Here is a 14,768-nt window from a genome sequence, read left to right on the forward strand (position 1 = left end):
TTTTAAATTTATTACCATGATACCACTATCGACAAAATGTAAGTGGTTGGAATGTTTCAATTATGATTAAAATTAGTGAATGATTTTTGTAAAAGTTTCGGCATTTTCACGACTATGGTGATGACCATCATTATTTGCTTTTCCTACAGGTAAAAGTAAGATTGGTGACCAATTATTGGGTAAATCTAAATATTTCATAACTTTATCAAATTCAATTCCACGCATTGGTACTGAATCATAGCCATAAGCTCTTAATACATGCATGAGATTCATACTAAACAAACCGATATCTAATCTTAAGCCTTCTTCTTCTCGATCTTCTGGATGAACAGAAAAGTATTTTTTAATTCGTTGCTGTTTTTCTGTTACTTGTGATTTCGTAATGAGATGATATTTTAAACTCGCATTAATCAAATTTTCAATTTTATAATTTTGTTTGTCTCCTAAGATTAAAAAGAGTGCTGATGCTTCGGAAACATGTTCTTGATTATACGAAAATATTTTTAGCTTATCTTTGATATGCTGATTTTTAATAACAATTACTTTCCAAGGTTGAGAATTATTGTTAGAAGGAGCATTGGCTGCATGATTTAATATATCGATAATTTCATTATCTTTTATTTCAACATTGGGTTGAAAATGTCGTACAGATTTGCGTTGGTCTAATTTATCTAAAAAATTCATAATTATTTGTCCTTTTCCATTAGTTATAGTAATTTCACTATAAATAGAAAAAACAAATATGAATAGTACGCACAATTTTGTAACTTGAACTTATAATTAAAAAAGGAGAATAACAATGCAATCAACATCTAATTGGGATTGTGGTATATCAAAAATAATGGATATCTTTGCTGGGAAATGGAAATTGAATATTTTATGGTTGATTTATAAAAATGATGGGATTGGATTTAACCAGATAAAAAGAAAAGCACCCGGGATTACCAATATTATGCTTGTTAGGTCTCTAGAAACACTTGCTACTGAAAAATTAATTTCAAAAAGAGTTTTTGGCAGCCAAGCGCCGTTTCGTTCTGAATATCGCTTAACTGATAAAGCTCAAGGGTTAATTCCAATTATGAAAGAATTAAATGAGTGGGGCAAAAATAATTTAATTTGAATATAAATCTACTGACCGTTGGTTTAACGACTGAATGTTGCGATTATTAGGTTGAAAGTGAGTTTCAAACCATTTTAACTGATCCATGCTAATTGTTAGTTTAGGATTATCGATAACAATCCATTCGATACCTTCAATTAATGGAGGCGTTGTGAGAGAGCCGAGATAATGATATCCAGTTGGATTATCCGGAAACCAATCTAGTTGATTAATTTGAATAGATTTAGCTGACTTTGTAGCAAAATTATCTATCACTGATTGAATATTTGAGTTGGGATCTCCTAAAGAAACCATTAGGGCCACTACCGCAGTTTGCCCAATTTCGTTTTGATGTACTAAATGAATTTCAAAAGGGAAGTTTTTTCCATTAATTAAATGTTCGCTAGGAAAATGAAAATGGGTTTGAACGAATTGGAAAGGACGGTTGAAAATTATTGCTGAACCGTTTCCTAGAAGTTTAATAGTTGTCTGATCGTCTTTTTCGGTCATAAAATTATAAGGCTTTGTTATTTTGAAAGGAATATTCATTTGATGAAAATTAGCATTATCACTGATTAAATTGATGGGAGATTGTTGTTGGCCAAAATTGTTAGGCCAATTAGGCTGATTGTTATAGTTAAGCATCGATTATCTTTCCTTTTTTAAGTATTTTTTTATGTAAATGAAATTTGATTTAATCATTGTAGGAACATATTTTTTTGAAGATTGTTCATTGTTTTTGGTTATTTTCCATAAAATAGCTGCCACTTTTAGTGGTTGTGTAAAGTTATTCGATTGTGGGTCACTACGGAAGTATTTAACAAAATTATTCCATTGATATGTTTTTTCTTCAGCTGTAATTAATGATGACATGGAATTTGGGTTATTAACTAAGTTAATTAAATCTTGAACAGTTGCCATTGGATCTTGATTTTTTTGAACTTCTCTCATTTTGATTGCCATAATTTTTTTAAAATTAAACTTATCTACAGCAAAATAGTCAGCAAAGAACTTTCGTGCTTCATTATTTAGACTAAAACCTGAATTTAATAATTTAGTGGTTGTTGTAATCTGACTAGAATTTAAACGGTTAATATTTTTAGGAGCGGTTCTAACTGGTTTGATTTGATTAGCAGGAGTTCCTTTTAAATATAAAGTTATGTAATTTTCTAACTCTGCTTTGGTACCATATGTGGGTAAATGATATTTACGGCACAATTGTTGTAAATCTGTTTTGTACCAATACTGTTTTTTAAAATCTTTAAAATCCATATATTTTCTCCTTATATATTAAATCTTAGTGTATTATTCTAATAATAACTAGAAGGAATTATTAAAAATATTCAACGAAAGGAATAATAATGGATGCTTTAGTAATAATTGATATGCAAAACGGTTTAGAAAGTATTGCTAACAAAGAAAAAGTTGTATACAACATTAATAGTAGAATTGATGCTTATCATCATCAACATAAACCAGTTGTATTTATTCAGCATATTGATGATGAGATGGCCATTTTCAGTAATGATTGGAAATTATTTTCAGAATTACATAATTTGAATGGTGATACGTATTTTAATAAATATTATCCAGATGCTTTTTTTAATACTGGCTTAGAAATGTTTTTGAAAATCAATCACCTACAAAAGATTGAAATTTGCGGGGCACAAACTGAGTACTGCATTGATACTACTGTTAAGGTTGCTTTTCATCTTGGATTTAACATTCAAGTTAGAATGAATTCTGTTTCAACTTTTGATAATGATAAATTAACTGCACAACAAATTAATCATTGGTATGAAAAAATTTGGAGCGGAAAATTTGCTAATGTAATTGACGCTTAATATTTCAAAAGACTTATAATAAGTAAGAAAGGAAGTAATTACATGAAAGTTTTAATTATTAATGGCCATGAAAAAGCACCTAGTAACAAAGGTGAGTTAAATCAATCACTTATAGGTGTCATGGTAAAAAAATTACGTGATGCAAACGAAGAAGTGCAATTATCTTCAGTAGAAGATTATGATACGTTAGCAGAAATCAATAAATTTTTATGGGCTGATTTAATCATATTTCAGTTTCCGGTTTATTGGTTCAATGTTCCTGGTAAACTAAAATTATATTTAGATAGAGTTTTACAACATGGAATTTTTTACGCAGGTTCGTCTGAATATGGACGTGGAGGATTATTACAAGGAAAGAAATTTTTATTCTCGACAACTTGGAATGCGCCCATTACGGCATTTAATGATCCAACCAAATTTTTTGCTGGAGCTAGTGTCGATGATGTCTTGCAATCATTGTATTACGCAATGAAGTATTGTGGTTTGCAGCCCTTGACGGAAAAAAGTATTTCGTTTCATAATGTTATTAGTCATCCTGAATATCAGACATATAAAAAACAGTTGGAACAATTTATGGATGATTACGTACTTAACTAATAAATTGATTTTTAAAAGACTATCGGTTTCGATTTGGAGCTGATAGTCTTTATTTTGGGTTTAAAGCAGTGAATTAGAATGTAATATAATAAAGATAATAACATTTTAAAAGGAGTATTATGGAATATTTAAGTGGTATGTGTCTAATTTTGATTAGCGCATTGTTAATGGGATATCTTGCAAGTCGGATTGGTTTGCCAACGGTAGTTGGACAAATTGTAGCGGGAATCATTTTAGGGCCAGCAATTTTAGGTATTTTGCAACTCAATCATTTAATTTCAGTTGGTTCGAATTTGGGAATTGTTTTACTAATGTTTTTAGCTGGTTTGGAATGTGATTTTGAACAGGTAAAAAAATATTTAAAATCAGCAACTGGGATTGCAGCTTGTGGAGTGATTTTGCCTATGCTGGTTTTCCTTGCACTTGGGTTATTAATGAATCAAGGACTAAAGGATGCACTTTTTTGGGGAGTGATTTTTTCTGCAACCTCGGTTTCAATCAGTGTTGCGGTCTTACAGGAATTTGATAAATTGCAGACGGTTGCCGGAGCAGTGATTTTAGGCGCTGCCGTAGTTGACGATGTGATTTCAATTATTCTTTTAAGTTTATTTTCTAGTATTTTTGAATCTCAAGCAGCTAGTCCACTGGTAATCATTGGTATGCAGCTGTTATATTTGATTTTTATCATTGTGATGATCAAATGGATAGTACCGGAAGTTATTAAATTGACGTCTCATTTTAATGATGATATTGCAATTTCGATTGTGGGTATTTGTTTATGTTTTTTAATGGCTTATTTAGCGGAAGAAGCCCACTTAAGTTCAGTATTAGGTGCCTTTTTTGCAGGAATTGCGGTAGCTATGACGTCTGCGAAGAAAACAGTAATTCATAGTACTAATTTAATCGGATATTCGTTTTTTATTCCCATCTTTTTTGTCTCGGTGGGATTAGAATTAAAAATGGTTAGTTCATGGCAAGGCTGGTTGCTAGTATTGGTTATGACAATTTTAGCAATTCTAACTAAATGGCTTGGTTGTGGTGTCGGAGCCAAATTATTCGGCTTTGATTGGCATGATAGTAATATTGTTGGTTCGGGAATGGTTTCACGGGGCGAAATGGCTTTAATTATTGCTCAAATTGGTTTGTCGAGTCACTTGGTATCTGCAAGTCTATATTCTGAAATTATTTTAGTAGTAATTTTGACAACTATTTTGTCACCAATTATGTTGAAATGGAGTATTAAGAGCGTGTGAACAAAGTGAAAGTAAGTTACAATTATTGTAAAGATAAAGCGAGGCGATTAATATGACAAACGAAATTGACGGCGGTGCATTTGTTTTTATGATGAAAGATAAACAACCGTTGTATTTGTTATTAAAAAGTGCGACTAGTGATTTTTGGGGTTATCCTAAAGGACACGTTGAAGGAAATGAAACATTAGTGGAAGCAGCTCAGCGAGAAATTAAAGAGGAAACTGGATTAGTTGCCACAATTAATCCGAATTTCACTACTAAGGTTGAGTATGATATGAAAAATGGCAATCATAAAATTATTACCTTCTTTGTAGCGGAAGTTCCAACTGATGTAAGTGTTAAGCGCCAAGTGGAGGAAATCAGTGAATATCGTTGGTGTACTTACCAAGAAGCATTAACATTAGTAACTTATGATAATTTAAAACCACCTTTAACTGCTGCTAATCAGTACATTAGGAGTCATTATGAATAACAATCAATATGTAATTGTTTTAACGGGAGCGGCAGGAACCGGTAAGACATCAGCTCAGGATTATCTGCAACAAAAATATGGAATTCCACGAGTTATCACACATACCACTAGGCCGCCACGTCCAGGCGAAAAAAACGGAGTTGAATATTATTTTGAAACCGATGCTAGTTTTGCTAAATTACACTTACTAGAAAAAGTGGAATATGCTGGTCATCAATATGGTTCTTCATGGGAAGCAATCCATCGAGCATTAGAGCAGAATAATATCGTTTCAATAGTACTGGATACCAAAGGTGCTATTACCTACAAAAAAGAATTAGGAAAACATGCAGTTATTTTGTTTATGCAGGTTAATAATCAAAATGAATTACGACAACGAATGCTAAAGCGGGGTGATAAGCCTGCTGCAGTCGAACACCGTATTAAGAGTAAAGAAGATATTCGTGATTTAGTTTTGCCAAAACAACTAGTTGGAAAAGCAGAAATTATTATTAATGAAAATTGGCAGCAAACCGAAATACAACTTGATAATATTATTAAAAAATTAACGGATAATTAACTTCTTTTTAATTAAAAAGGTTAATAATAAAAGCTACTAAACTGAAGGAGATGAGTACATGAATAAAGTTCCTCCATTTTTAACGCCTTTTGCAATTTTTGCGATTTGTTTAGCATTGGGTGCTACTAACGTGGTAACAAATAAGGTAACTCACACACAAGAAGGTGCCAAAGTTACTAAGACGACAAATTCGAATAGCGACACCAATAATAAAACGGATCAGAATAATAACGATAATAAAACCACATCTAATCCAGATAAAAAAACGGATGATAATAAAGATACAACTGATAACAACCAAAATAATACTGATAAAAACGATAACAATAACTCGACTAAAAATAACAACGAAACAGATACCAACAAAACTGATAATAATGATAACGATGGCAATAAATCTAACACTAATTCAGGTACAACGTCTAACTCAGATAATGCTGATAATAGTAATAAAAACACAGAAAGTAATAAGACAGATACAACGAGCAACAATGATTCCAATAATAATGGTGGTAGTTCTGCGAATACCAATGAAACTACTAAACCAGCTGCCAGTACCACTACTAGCCAAGGAGGTAATCAATAATGTTTAGTTTCTTAGATGGGATTAACTCCTGGCTTTCATATATCAATATTGAAGCTAAAACCAAAGCACGACTTTATGTTATTTTAGGTTTTTTAGGTGAATTATATATGGCTTACATTTCTTATCGGTTTATTGCTAATGGCAATATATGGTGGGGATTGATGCTTTTATCTGTGACGATTATTTTAGCTTATTTTTTATACTTGAATTTTGTGTATTATTTTTTAAATAAAACATCCAAGTTTGATATCACACCTTGGATTTATAAAGTTTTACACATCAAACCCAAAGAAACACAACAAAAATCAGGAATGCAGTATCGTGATATTCCTGCTAATGGATTATTTGATGCTCGTAAAACCATGCCAGCAACGATGATATCTTCGCCTAATGAACAGCAATTTATTAATACTCTGGCACAGGAAATGATTCAGAATAAGTTATTGACTACTGATTATGGCGGACTTGGGGAACGTGGATTAAATAGTTTGTTAAAAAAGAATAAAAAACCAATTTATGCAATTGGAAAAGGGGCACTTATCCCTTACTTTTCTATGAAACATCTCAATAACGATTACGTTATTTATGCTGGAATCAATGAAGCTGAAGCTCGATCAGTTGGTAAAATTAAAACGGTGGGTTTACAATCCATTAGTCAAATTAATCAACAGGAATTCGTTTTATATTTAGCTGCTGCTTATTTAACTGGTGGAACTTATAAAATGATGGGTCGTACTGGAATTATGACAGATTCCAAAAATTATCAAATCGAGTTACGAATTGCTTATCAGAAAAAATAGATGTATTTCAAAATAGCCTCAACTCTAAGCAGAGTTGAGGCTATTTTTATTTATATGTTTCCGACCATTTTTTCATTGAAACTAAAATAGGCGCCAAATCCAGCCCTTTCTTAGTTAGCTTATAAGCAACGGTCGGTGGATTAGTATTAAAAACGATTCTAGTTACAATCCCTGTTTGTTCCAACATCTTTAATCTAGTAGAGAGAGTGCGAGTACTGATCCCAGGGAGGGCTTTGATGATTCCACCATAATGATTGCATCAACTAAAGGAGTTGAATAAATTTTTCCAAAAAAAGAGACCCCCAACATAATTGGAAGTCTCTTTTTGAATTTAATAATTTAGTTTTGCAAGTGCTTCTCGAATCTTATTACTATCATTCGAGTTGGTTGAAAAAATAATTTTATCATTTAATTGAAGAATAGTATCACCAGTTGGATGAATCATTTGCTTATTTCTAAAGATTCGATTAATAGTGATTTCAGAATGGAAAGGCAAGTCTTTGATTTTAACTCCCGCAAAGTTACGGTTACGGAGGGTAACTTCATGAAGTTCCACACTGTTGGATTTAATCATGTTAAAGGTTGAAGGAACTTCAATTAATTCCCGCAGCATGGCAATATTAACGGCAAAAGTATTGTAAACTTCTACGCCAATTTGAGTTAATTCTTTTTCATGACTATTAAGAATATTTCGATCTTCAAAACGAGCAATCACTCGCTTGACTCCATACTTTTCAGCAGCCTTTGCAAGTTGATAATTTGTTTCAGAGTCAAAGTAAGAAAAGACAGCAATGTCACAATCAAAATATCCTTGTTGAATGAGATATTTAGGATCTAAAGATTTTAAGAAAGTAACATTTGTTTCAGAATTAAATGCTTCGTAATTCTTTGAGTTATCGGTGTAGATATTGACGTCGTACCAACTCTTTTGTAACTGTTGAGCAACTGGGACTGTCATAATATTAACACCAAAAATATGAACTTTAATGTTTTGATAAATATCGGCATCCGGAGTGAAAAGTTGATTAAAGATAAGCGGACCAACAATACAAGTAATGATGGCAGCTAGTAGGAAGGCACCTGATTGCTGTGACGTAATTACTTTCATATTATTAGCGACACTTAAAATTGCCAATACCATAGTTATAGTAGCCATCGGAAGGGCAGTTCCAGCTAGCGAGTTTCTTTTGTTAAAACGTAATCTAAAGATGGGATATAACAGAGATTTAGCAAGTAAATAACTTGCTAGAATAACTGGAATTAAAATTAAAGCTTTTGGATCTGCCAAGATTTTTTTCAAATCCAACCCAACACCACTCATAATAAAGAAAATAGGAATGAAGAAGCCATATCCGATAGAATCTAATTTGTCCTTAGTTGATTCAGAAGGTTGGAGTAATTTATAAACCATTCCTCCGACGAATGCTCCTAAGACTGCTTCAGAACCAACACTTACGGCGATGATTGAAAGTAAAGCGATAATGAAAAAAGCCAGTCTGATATCGATTTGGGTGGTAGATTTATTTACTTCTTCTAAATTATGGAAGAAATTGCGAAAATTAATCAATAAGAGAGCTGCCACTGCAAAGATAATCAAAGTTAGCCACAGTGATTTTGAATCGGTACCAAAAATAGAAGCATAAATGGTCAAACCTAAAATTGGAACGATTTCACCTAAGGCAGAGATTAAAAGAATGGTCTGACCAAAGGCAGTTCCAAGGGTATTACGTTCCTTTAACGCCGCAATAACAACCCCAAGCGAAACGGTCATAAATAAAATTGAAGCTAACCAGATATCGCTAAACAAACCAGTTATAACGGTTAAACCTCCCAGTAAAAATGAAAGGACAATAATAGAGAGATAACCGTAAATGGCTAAGCGTACTGGTGAGTACTTTGAAGCATTAGCATTTGTCTTTTGCTGTAATTCGGTTGGATTTTTAGATTTTGGCTTAAATAAGCTAAAATCAATTTCCATTCCACTTAAGAACAACAGAACAATCACACCAATACTAGAAAGGGATTGTAAAATTGGAACATTATTGGAAATTAGTCCGAAACAACTAGGACCTAATACGATTCCCACCAAAATTTCGACTACCGAAGTAGGGAGAGCCGAAATGTGAAAACGATTAAGTACCAATGGGGTTAGCAATGCTGCTAACAATATTACTACTAAAGAAATTTGATTCATGGGGTCCTCCAAGTTATTAATGTTGATTACTAAATGAGTTCAGCACAGATTATCATTATAAAAGTTTTTGGTTGGTTTGGCTAAAAATATGTAAAAAAGACGCTCAAAAATTTTGGGCGTCTTTTGATAATGACGATTAAAGTTTTACTTCTTTATCTGAAGTACCAGTTTTAATTAATGATACATTAGCATCTAAAGCATATTGTACCATGTTTTTAACTGCTACTTTGGTGTAAAAAGCAATGTGGGGAGTAATTAAAACATTGTCGCGTTCCATGAGATTTTTAAGTCTAGCATCTGGAATTTTGTCAAAACTACCAAAATCAACGTTAAATATGCCAACTTCATCTTCATAAACATCTAAGGCAGCTCCTTGAATTTTTCCACTATCCAAACCGCGAATTAAAGCATCTGTATCAATTAAAGAACCACGAGCACAATTAATAATTCTAATTCCATCTTTCATTTGACTAATGGTTTCATCGTTAATCATATGTTCATTTTCTTTTAATGCGGGAGCATGCAATGTTAAAATGTCTGAATTTTTGTAAAGTTCTTCGGGGGTATCAACATAAATACCATCTTTTTTTAATTCAGGATTAGGGTATGGATCATATGCAATTACCTTAGCACCAAATCCACGTACGATATCAATTACTTGACGACCAATTCGTCCAGTCGCAAAAACTCCCACTGTTTGTTGATTCATTTCTTCAGCAATATCAGGAGCCCAAGTTAAGTTACCATGACGTTCTTTGTCTTCGAACTTCTTAGTTTTCCGTAATAAACGCATCATTTCAGTTACAGCTAGTTCAGCAATCGCAGCAGGTGAGTAAGCTGGTACGTTGGAAACTTTAATGCCATTCTTTTTAGCAGCTTCTGCATCAATATTGTCAACACCAACATTACGCAATGATAATGATTTAATTCCAAAGCTGCCTAATCTATCTAAAACTGTTGCTGTATAAGGTTTTTGCTGGTATGCTACCACTCCATCAAAACCTTTTGCTTCATCAACGGTATCTTCATCTAATAATTTTGGTTCGCTTTTAACTTCAACATCAGGATGTTTAGCGACCCATTCGTCTAAATAAGGTTTTTCATCATTTCTAATTCCATATGCAATAATTTTCATCAGATAATCCCCCTTTACAAGTAGATTTTAACACGGTCTGAGGGTAAAAGGTTGAATTTAACTTTTGATTTTTTGAAATAAAATAACAATGTTATTAAAATGCAATTAAATTTCTAGCCAGGTTGCCCAACCAGGATAAAAAAAGGTATAAAGATTATTACACAACATAATAGTTTCTGATTCACTGTATTGGTGTTTGAGAATGTCAACAAACGTCGCATAAAAAGCAAATACGTGAAAGTGTAATTCTTGGTAATTAAATTTAAAATTAATGGGGATGATACTGCGTTCCTGCATCGTATCAATAGCAATAATTATTTTTTGGGTAAAGTATTTGGTTAAAAGTTCTGACAATCGGTCGTATTTGGATCCATCAGCTTTAAATAAGATTAGTTCTTTATACTTAGGATTGGCATTCAGGGTTTGAATAATTCCATTCATGTTCAAAATATTTTGTTGCCACACTTGTTGGACGTTTTGTTGTTTGATTTTGTGCATTCCAATTTTAAATTGTTCGTTATATTCAGCATCAAGCTGGTGTAAAAATGGATCTAAAATTTCATCTAATATCTTAGCTTTTGATTTAAAATGCTGATAAAAAGAACCAGTAGTTCGATTAGCATCACGACAGATTTCCCGAATTTTGGTATTATCGAAACCATTTTTTAAAAAGGCTTGAAATCCGGCATCAAGCAGTTGTTTGTGAGTTTGATCCTGATTACGAATGTTAGCCATGAAAATTCCTCCATTTAAGAGTTGCATATTTTTAAATAACAGTGTTATATTAATTAAGCGATATTGTTAAATAATTTTGATAAAAAAGATATATGTCAATTATAGGAGGAAAAATTGGAGATGACAAAGGTAAGCCGAAGAATCATGGTATTCTTAGTTTTATGTTGTGGTGTTATATTAGTAGGATGTGGGAAACAAGCTACTACTGAAAAGAAAGATCATAAGATATCAGTTGTAACGTCTACTAATTTTTATGGACAAATTGCCAAATCGGTTTTAGGAGATAAAGGAACCGTAAAACCAATTATTAAAGGTAGTGGTGATCCGCATGACTTTGAGCCTTCTATTGGTGACGCTAATCAAGTATCAGGGGCGGATGTCGTAGTTGAAAATGGGATTGGTTATGATAATTGGATGAATAAGTTACTTAAAAATGGCAATGATGACACTACAGTAGTGGATGTTGGTAAAATTATGCACAAAAAAGATGGTGATAATGAACATCTTTGGTATGATCCTGAAACTGCCGAAAAATTAGTTCATGAATTAGAAAATGTGTACAGTGCTCGTCAGCCTCATAATAAAAAGTATTTCCATGAAAATGGGGCTAAATACTTACAAAAATATAACAAAGTGAAAAAACAGGCTGATACTGCTAAAAATAATTTAGCCCAAAACAATTTAAATAAGAAGGTAGATGTAAGTGAACCGGTTTTTGACGATGCTCTGAACTATATGGGATATCAGGTGAATAACCCCGAATTTGCGAATGCAACTGAAAAAGAAGTTGATCCGTCGCCAAAAAGTATCAAAAAAATTAAAGATGATATTACTAAGCATCGGATTGCTTTCTTTGTTGATAATACCCAGGCAGATAGCAAAATGGTAAAACAATTAGTGGATCTAGCTAACCAACATGATGTTCCAGTTGTAAAAGTTACTGAAACAATCCCAGCTGATAAAAATTATTTAGAGTGGATGGACAATGCTTATTCTCAAGTCCTTAAAATTCAGCAACAGGAAATGAATAAATAAATTAAACTCAAACAAAAAGACAGTCTACAAGTGATATAAAAATCACCTTAGACTGTCTTTTTAAGATTTATTCAAAAATATTTAAGTTTAAATCACGCACTAAATCGGTCAATAAGTGAATCCCAGCGACACTATTACCATCTTTGTCTAAAGCAGGACTGAAGGTACCAATTCCATATTTTTGGGGACTAGCAACCATTAAACCACCACCAACACCAGATTTAGATGGAACTCCCACATGGAATGAGTAATCTCCAGATTGGTTATAAAGACCAGCAGTCGTCATGATGGATTTTGTAATAGTAGCAGCTTCTTGACTGATTAAACGCTTACCACTCCAAGGAGCTACACCATTGTTAGCGAGCAGTGCCCCTAAACGAGATAGATCTTCAGCAGTTACCAAGATTGAACATTGTTTACAATAAACATCAATGATTTCTTCAACATCTTTATCAAATGGGAACATGTTATTGCCAAGTTCGTAGTAAGCAAGGGAACGATTGATACTACAAGTAGCGTGTTCTGATTCGTAAATTTCATCATCTAAAGTAATATCGTCATCATTCATTAATTCCTGCATGAAACTTAAAATCCGACTAAAACGTTCTTCGTCAGTATCACCTTTAACTAATGATGATGTCATTAAAGCCCCAGCATTTACAAAGGGGTTCATCGGATGTTTTAAATGATTGATTTCCATATTCAAAATCGAGTTAAAAGCAAATCCAGTTGGTTCGGCTCCCACTGCTTCAAAAACAGCTTTCATACCACGATCTTTAATTGCTAAAAGTAAAACAGGAACTTTTGAAATGCTTTCAATGGCAAAACGAACATTGGACTGTCCGGCAGACATTTGAGCGTTATTTTTAATATCATAAAGTGCTACACCCAATTGTTTAGGATTTACACGTCCTAAAGCGGGAATATAATCAGCTACATGACCATCTTTATAATATTTAAAGTTTTTTTCAACTAATTGATCTAATTCTGTTTGATTCATGTTAATTTACTCCTTAATTAAAATGTTTTCTAAATGCGTAAATCGTAAATGGAATTGATAAAACAATCAAGAATGAAATTATTAAACTAACTTCATAGATTCCGTGTTGATTGGCAGCAATACTTGCTGGTGGTACGAATGAGATTACAAAGGCAAAAATTGAAGTTAATAGTCCAACTCCAGAAACAAGAACTTTTCCAACAATTCCGCCTGGGACCTCATAACTGCGCTCCTTCTTGCTGTGATCATTTTTGTGAAGAGCATCGTTAATAACCATTTTAAGATAACCAATAAAAAATAGGAAATATAACATTAGGTAAATTACAACAGTTAATGAAAGAGCGATTAAAAAGGCTAAGTTCGAGCCGCCTCCCGAAAGAGTAAAAACTACTGCCCAAATAGTTGCCACAATTCCGTTAGCAACGACTAAATGAACTGGAACTTGTTCTTTGTTTTCGTAACGGAAATATTTAGGTAATAAACCATCAACAGCAGCAACATGTAAAGCTTTAGAAGGTGAAGTTACCCATGAAGCAATTTCGCCAATCACTCCTAAACAAATCAAAAGTGCAATAATGCGGGCAATCCAAACTAATCCGGGATTAATGTTACTTAATAAAATATCAAAAGATTGTAAAACTCCGGTATTTAAAGAGAGTCCTTTTTGTGGAATGGTTACAGCAACTGTCAATCCACCTAAGGTATCTAAAATAATGGCTAAGATAACTAAGACGAACATTGCAGTTGGATATTCTTTTCGCGGATTTTTCAAAGCATTCGCGTGACTAGCAGATGTTTCAACACCCATGTAGGCTAAGATGAAGGAAACGAAAACTACTAAAGTTGAGAGCTTAGAAAAATCAGGAATAAGCGCATGAAGCGAAATTGGAGTATGAATTTGACCACCAGCTAAGACATAGTGGAAACCTAATCCGAAAAGCACAATAGCAGGAAGCAAGATTCCAACTGCAAAACCGATTTTGGCAATCGTAGCAGTATATTTTGATCCTCGTAATTGAGTTAACAACACTCCCCAAAAGATAACCAATAAAGTAATTAATTTAACGTATTTGTTATCTTGAATTGCTGAAATACCAGTTACGTATGATAAAGCTCCGGTTAAAAAGTACAGCATGGTCAAATAACCAACTGTAATTTCAAACCACTGGAAGAAAATAGCGGCAAAGCCCCAGCGGCGTCCTAATGTCCCGCTGACCCACGTGTAGACACCACCGGTTTCCCAACCAGGAATGGTAGCAAATTCCGCAGCACAAAGAGCTACTGGAATGAACCATAAAAATCCTCCTAATAATAGGAAGAACACTAAACTTAATCCAGCAGTGGCAAAAGTCGGATATTCATAAAGTGCTACAACCATCGAAATGGTCATTGACAAAAATCCAAAAAAAGAAAGGTAATGAACGGGCGTTCGATTCCTTAATTCATCGGAAGATTTTGG

18 protein-coding genes are annotated in these 14,768 nt (G+C 33.2%); 9 read left to right on the forward strand and 9 right to left on the reverse strand.

The annotated features are described in order from the left end of the window. Window positions 1-72: 72 nt before the first annotated feature. Window positions 73-684, reverse strand: coding sequence for a nitroreductase family protein (locus tag AC0GLR_RS01355; protein WP_495605033.1), 612 nt, complete (start codon window positions 682-684; stop codon window positions 73-75). 115 nt (window positions 685-799) lie between these two features. On the opposite strand from AC0GLR_RS01355, the gene AC0GLR_RS01360 reads away from it, so the two are divergent. Further along, window positions 800-1,120, forward strand: coding sequence for a winged helix-turn-helix transcriptional regulator (locus AC0GLR_RS01360; protein ID WP_495605034.1), 321 nt, complete (start codon window positions 800-802; stop codon window positions 1,118-1,120). Here the strand turns inward: AC0GLR_RS01360 and AC0GLR_RS01365 are convergent. Then, window positions 1,112-1,744, reverse strand: coding sequence for a carbonic anhydrase family protein (locus tag AC0GLR_RS01365; RefSeq protein WP_495605035.1), 633 nt, complete (start codon window positions 1,742-1,744; stop codon window positions 1,112-1,114). The genes AC0GLR_RS01360 and AC0GLR_RS01365 overlap by 9 nt on opposite strands. Window positions 1,745-1,747: 3 nt before the next feature. Continuing rightward, window positions 1,748-2,371 carry an SAP domain-containing protein gene (locus AC0GLR_RS01370; RefSeq protein WP_495605036.1) on the reverse strand — a complete coding sequence of 208 codons (624 nt, stop codon included), beginning with the start codon at window positions 2,369-2,371 and terminating at the stop codon, window positions 1,748-1,750. A gap of 89 nt (window positions 2,372-2,460) precedes the next feature. On the opposite strand from AC0GLR_RS01370, the gene AC0GLR_RS01375 reads away from it, so the two are divergent. From AC0GLR_RS01375 to AC0GLR_RS01405, 7 genes are all read left to right on the forward strand, one after another. Further along, window positions 2,461-2,943 (forward strand): cysteine hydrolase family protein, encoded by a 483-nt coding sequence (locus AC0GLR_RS01375; protein ID WP_495605037.1) that lies wholly within the window; start codon window positions 2,461-2,463, stop codon window positions 2,941-2,943. 42 nt (window positions 2,944-2,985) lie between these two features. After that, window positions 2,986-3,540 carry an NAD(P)H-dependent oxidoreductase gene (locus tag AC0GLR_RS01380; protein ID WP_495605038.1) on the forward strand — a complete coding sequence of 185 codons (555 nt, stop codon included), beginning with the start codon at window positions 2,986-2,988 and terminating at the stop codon, window positions 3,538-3,540. A gap of 119 nt (window positions 3,541-3,659) precedes the next feature. Continuing rightward, window positions 3,660-4,793: a cation:proton antiporter gene (locus tag AC0GLR_RS01385; RefSeq protein ID WP_495605039.1), complete on the forward strand. Its 1,134-nt coding sequence runs from the start codon at window positions 3,660-3,662 to the stop codon at window positions 4,791-4,793. Window positions 4,794-4,845: 52 nt separating this feature from the next. After that, window positions 4,846-5,265 carry a bis(5'-nucleosyl)-tetraphosphatase gene (locus AC0GLR_RS01390; protein ID WP_495605040.1) on the forward strand — a complete coding sequence of 140 codons (420 nt, stop codon included), beginning with the start codon at window positions 4,846-4,848 and terminating at the stop codon, window positions 5,263-5,265. Continuing rightward, the gene (locus tag AC0GLR_RS01395; RefSeq protein ID WP_495605041.1) at window positions 5,258-5,824 is read left to right on the forward strand and encodes a guanylate kinase; all 567 of its coding nucleotides are present in this window, start codon (window positions 5,258-5,260) and stop codon (window positions 5,822-5,824) included. Before AC0GLR_RS01390 ends, AC0GLR_RS01395 begins: the two co-directional genes overlap by 8 nt. 58 nt (window positions 5,825-5,882) lie before the next feature. Further along, window positions 5,883-6,410, forward strand: a complete 528-nt coding sequence (locus AC0GLR_RS01400; RefSeq protein ID WP_495605042.1) for a hypothetical protein — start codon at window positions 5,883-5,885, stop codon at window positions 6,408-6,410. After that, on the forward strand, window positions 6,410-7,210 hold the full coding sequence (locus AC0GLR_RS01405) for a DUF6681 family protein (RefSeq protein WP_495605043.1): 801 nt from the start codon (window positions 6,410-6,412) through the stop codon (window positions 7,208-7,210). The genes AC0GLR_RS01400 and AC0GLR_RS01405 overlap by 1 nt, the downstream gene beginning before the upstream one ends. 46 nt (window positions 7,211-7,256) lie before the next feature. Here AC0GLR_RS01405 and AC0GLR_RS01410 read toward each other — a convergent pair whose 3' ends face one another. The 4 genes from AC0GLR_RS01410 to AC0GLR_RS01425 all read right to left on the reverse strand — a co-directional run bounded on the left by AC0GLR_RS01410 (window position 7,257) and on the right by AC0GLR_RS01425 (window position 11,274). Further along, entirely contained in the window at window positions 7,257-7,451 is a 195-nt protein-coding gene (locus AC0GLR_RS01410; protein WP_495605397.1) for a winged helix-turn-helix transcriptional regulator, read from the reverse strand. 90 nt (window positions 7,452-7,541) lie between these two features. Continuing rightward, complete coding sequence (locus tag AC0GLR_RS01415) at window positions 7,542-9,404, reverse strand: cation:proton antiporter domain-containing protein (protein ID WP_495605044.1); 1,863 nt, start codon at window positions 9,402-9,404, stop codon at window positions 7,542-7,544. Between the two features lie 136 nt (window positions 9,405-9,540). Beyond that, window positions 9,541-10,539, reverse strand: coding sequence for a D-2-hydroxyacid dehydrogenase (locus tag AC0GLR_RS01420; RefSeq protein WP_495605045.1), 999 nt, complete (start codon window positions 10,537-10,539; stop codon window positions 9,541-9,543). 105 nt (window positions 10,540-10,644) lie between these two features. Then, window positions 10,645-11,274 (reverse strand): TetR/AcrR family transcriptional regulator, encoded by a 630-nt coding sequence (locus tag AC0GLR_RS01425; protein WP_495605046.1) that lies wholly within the window; start codon window positions 11,272-11,274, stop codon window positions 10,645-10,647. A gap of 120 nt (window positions 11,275-11,394) precedes the next feature. Between AC0GLR_RS01425 and AC0GLR_RS01430 the strand changes: the two genes are divergently transcribed. Continuing rightward, window positions 11,395-12,309, forward strand: coding sequence for a metal ABC transporter solute-binding protein, Zn/Mn family (locus tag AC0GLR_RS01430; RefSeq protein WP_495605047.1), 915 nt, complete (start codon window positions 11,395-11,397; stop codon window positions 12,307-12,309). A 67-nt stretch (window positions 12,310-12,376) separates the two neighbouring features. On the opposite strand, the gene glsA is transcribed toward AC0GLR_RS01430, so the two are convergent. Next, window positions 12,377-13,309, reverse strand: coding sequence for a glutaminase A (glsA, locus tag AC0GLR_RS01435; RefSeq protein WP_495605048.1), 933 nt, complete (start codon window positions 13,307-13,309; stop codon window positions 12,377-12,379). Between the two features lie 13 nt (window positions 13,310-13,322). After that, window positions 13,323-14,699 (reverse strand): amino acid permease, encoded by a 1,377-nt coding sequence (locus AC0GLR_RS01440; RefSeq protein ID WP_495605398.1) that lies wholly within the window; start codon window positions 14,697-14,699, stop codon window positions 13,323-13,325. Between the last annotated feature and the right edge of the window lie 69 nt (window positions 14,700-14,768).

The sequence above is a fragment of the Fructilactobacillus sp. YLN 2412 genome, assembly GCF_059488745.1.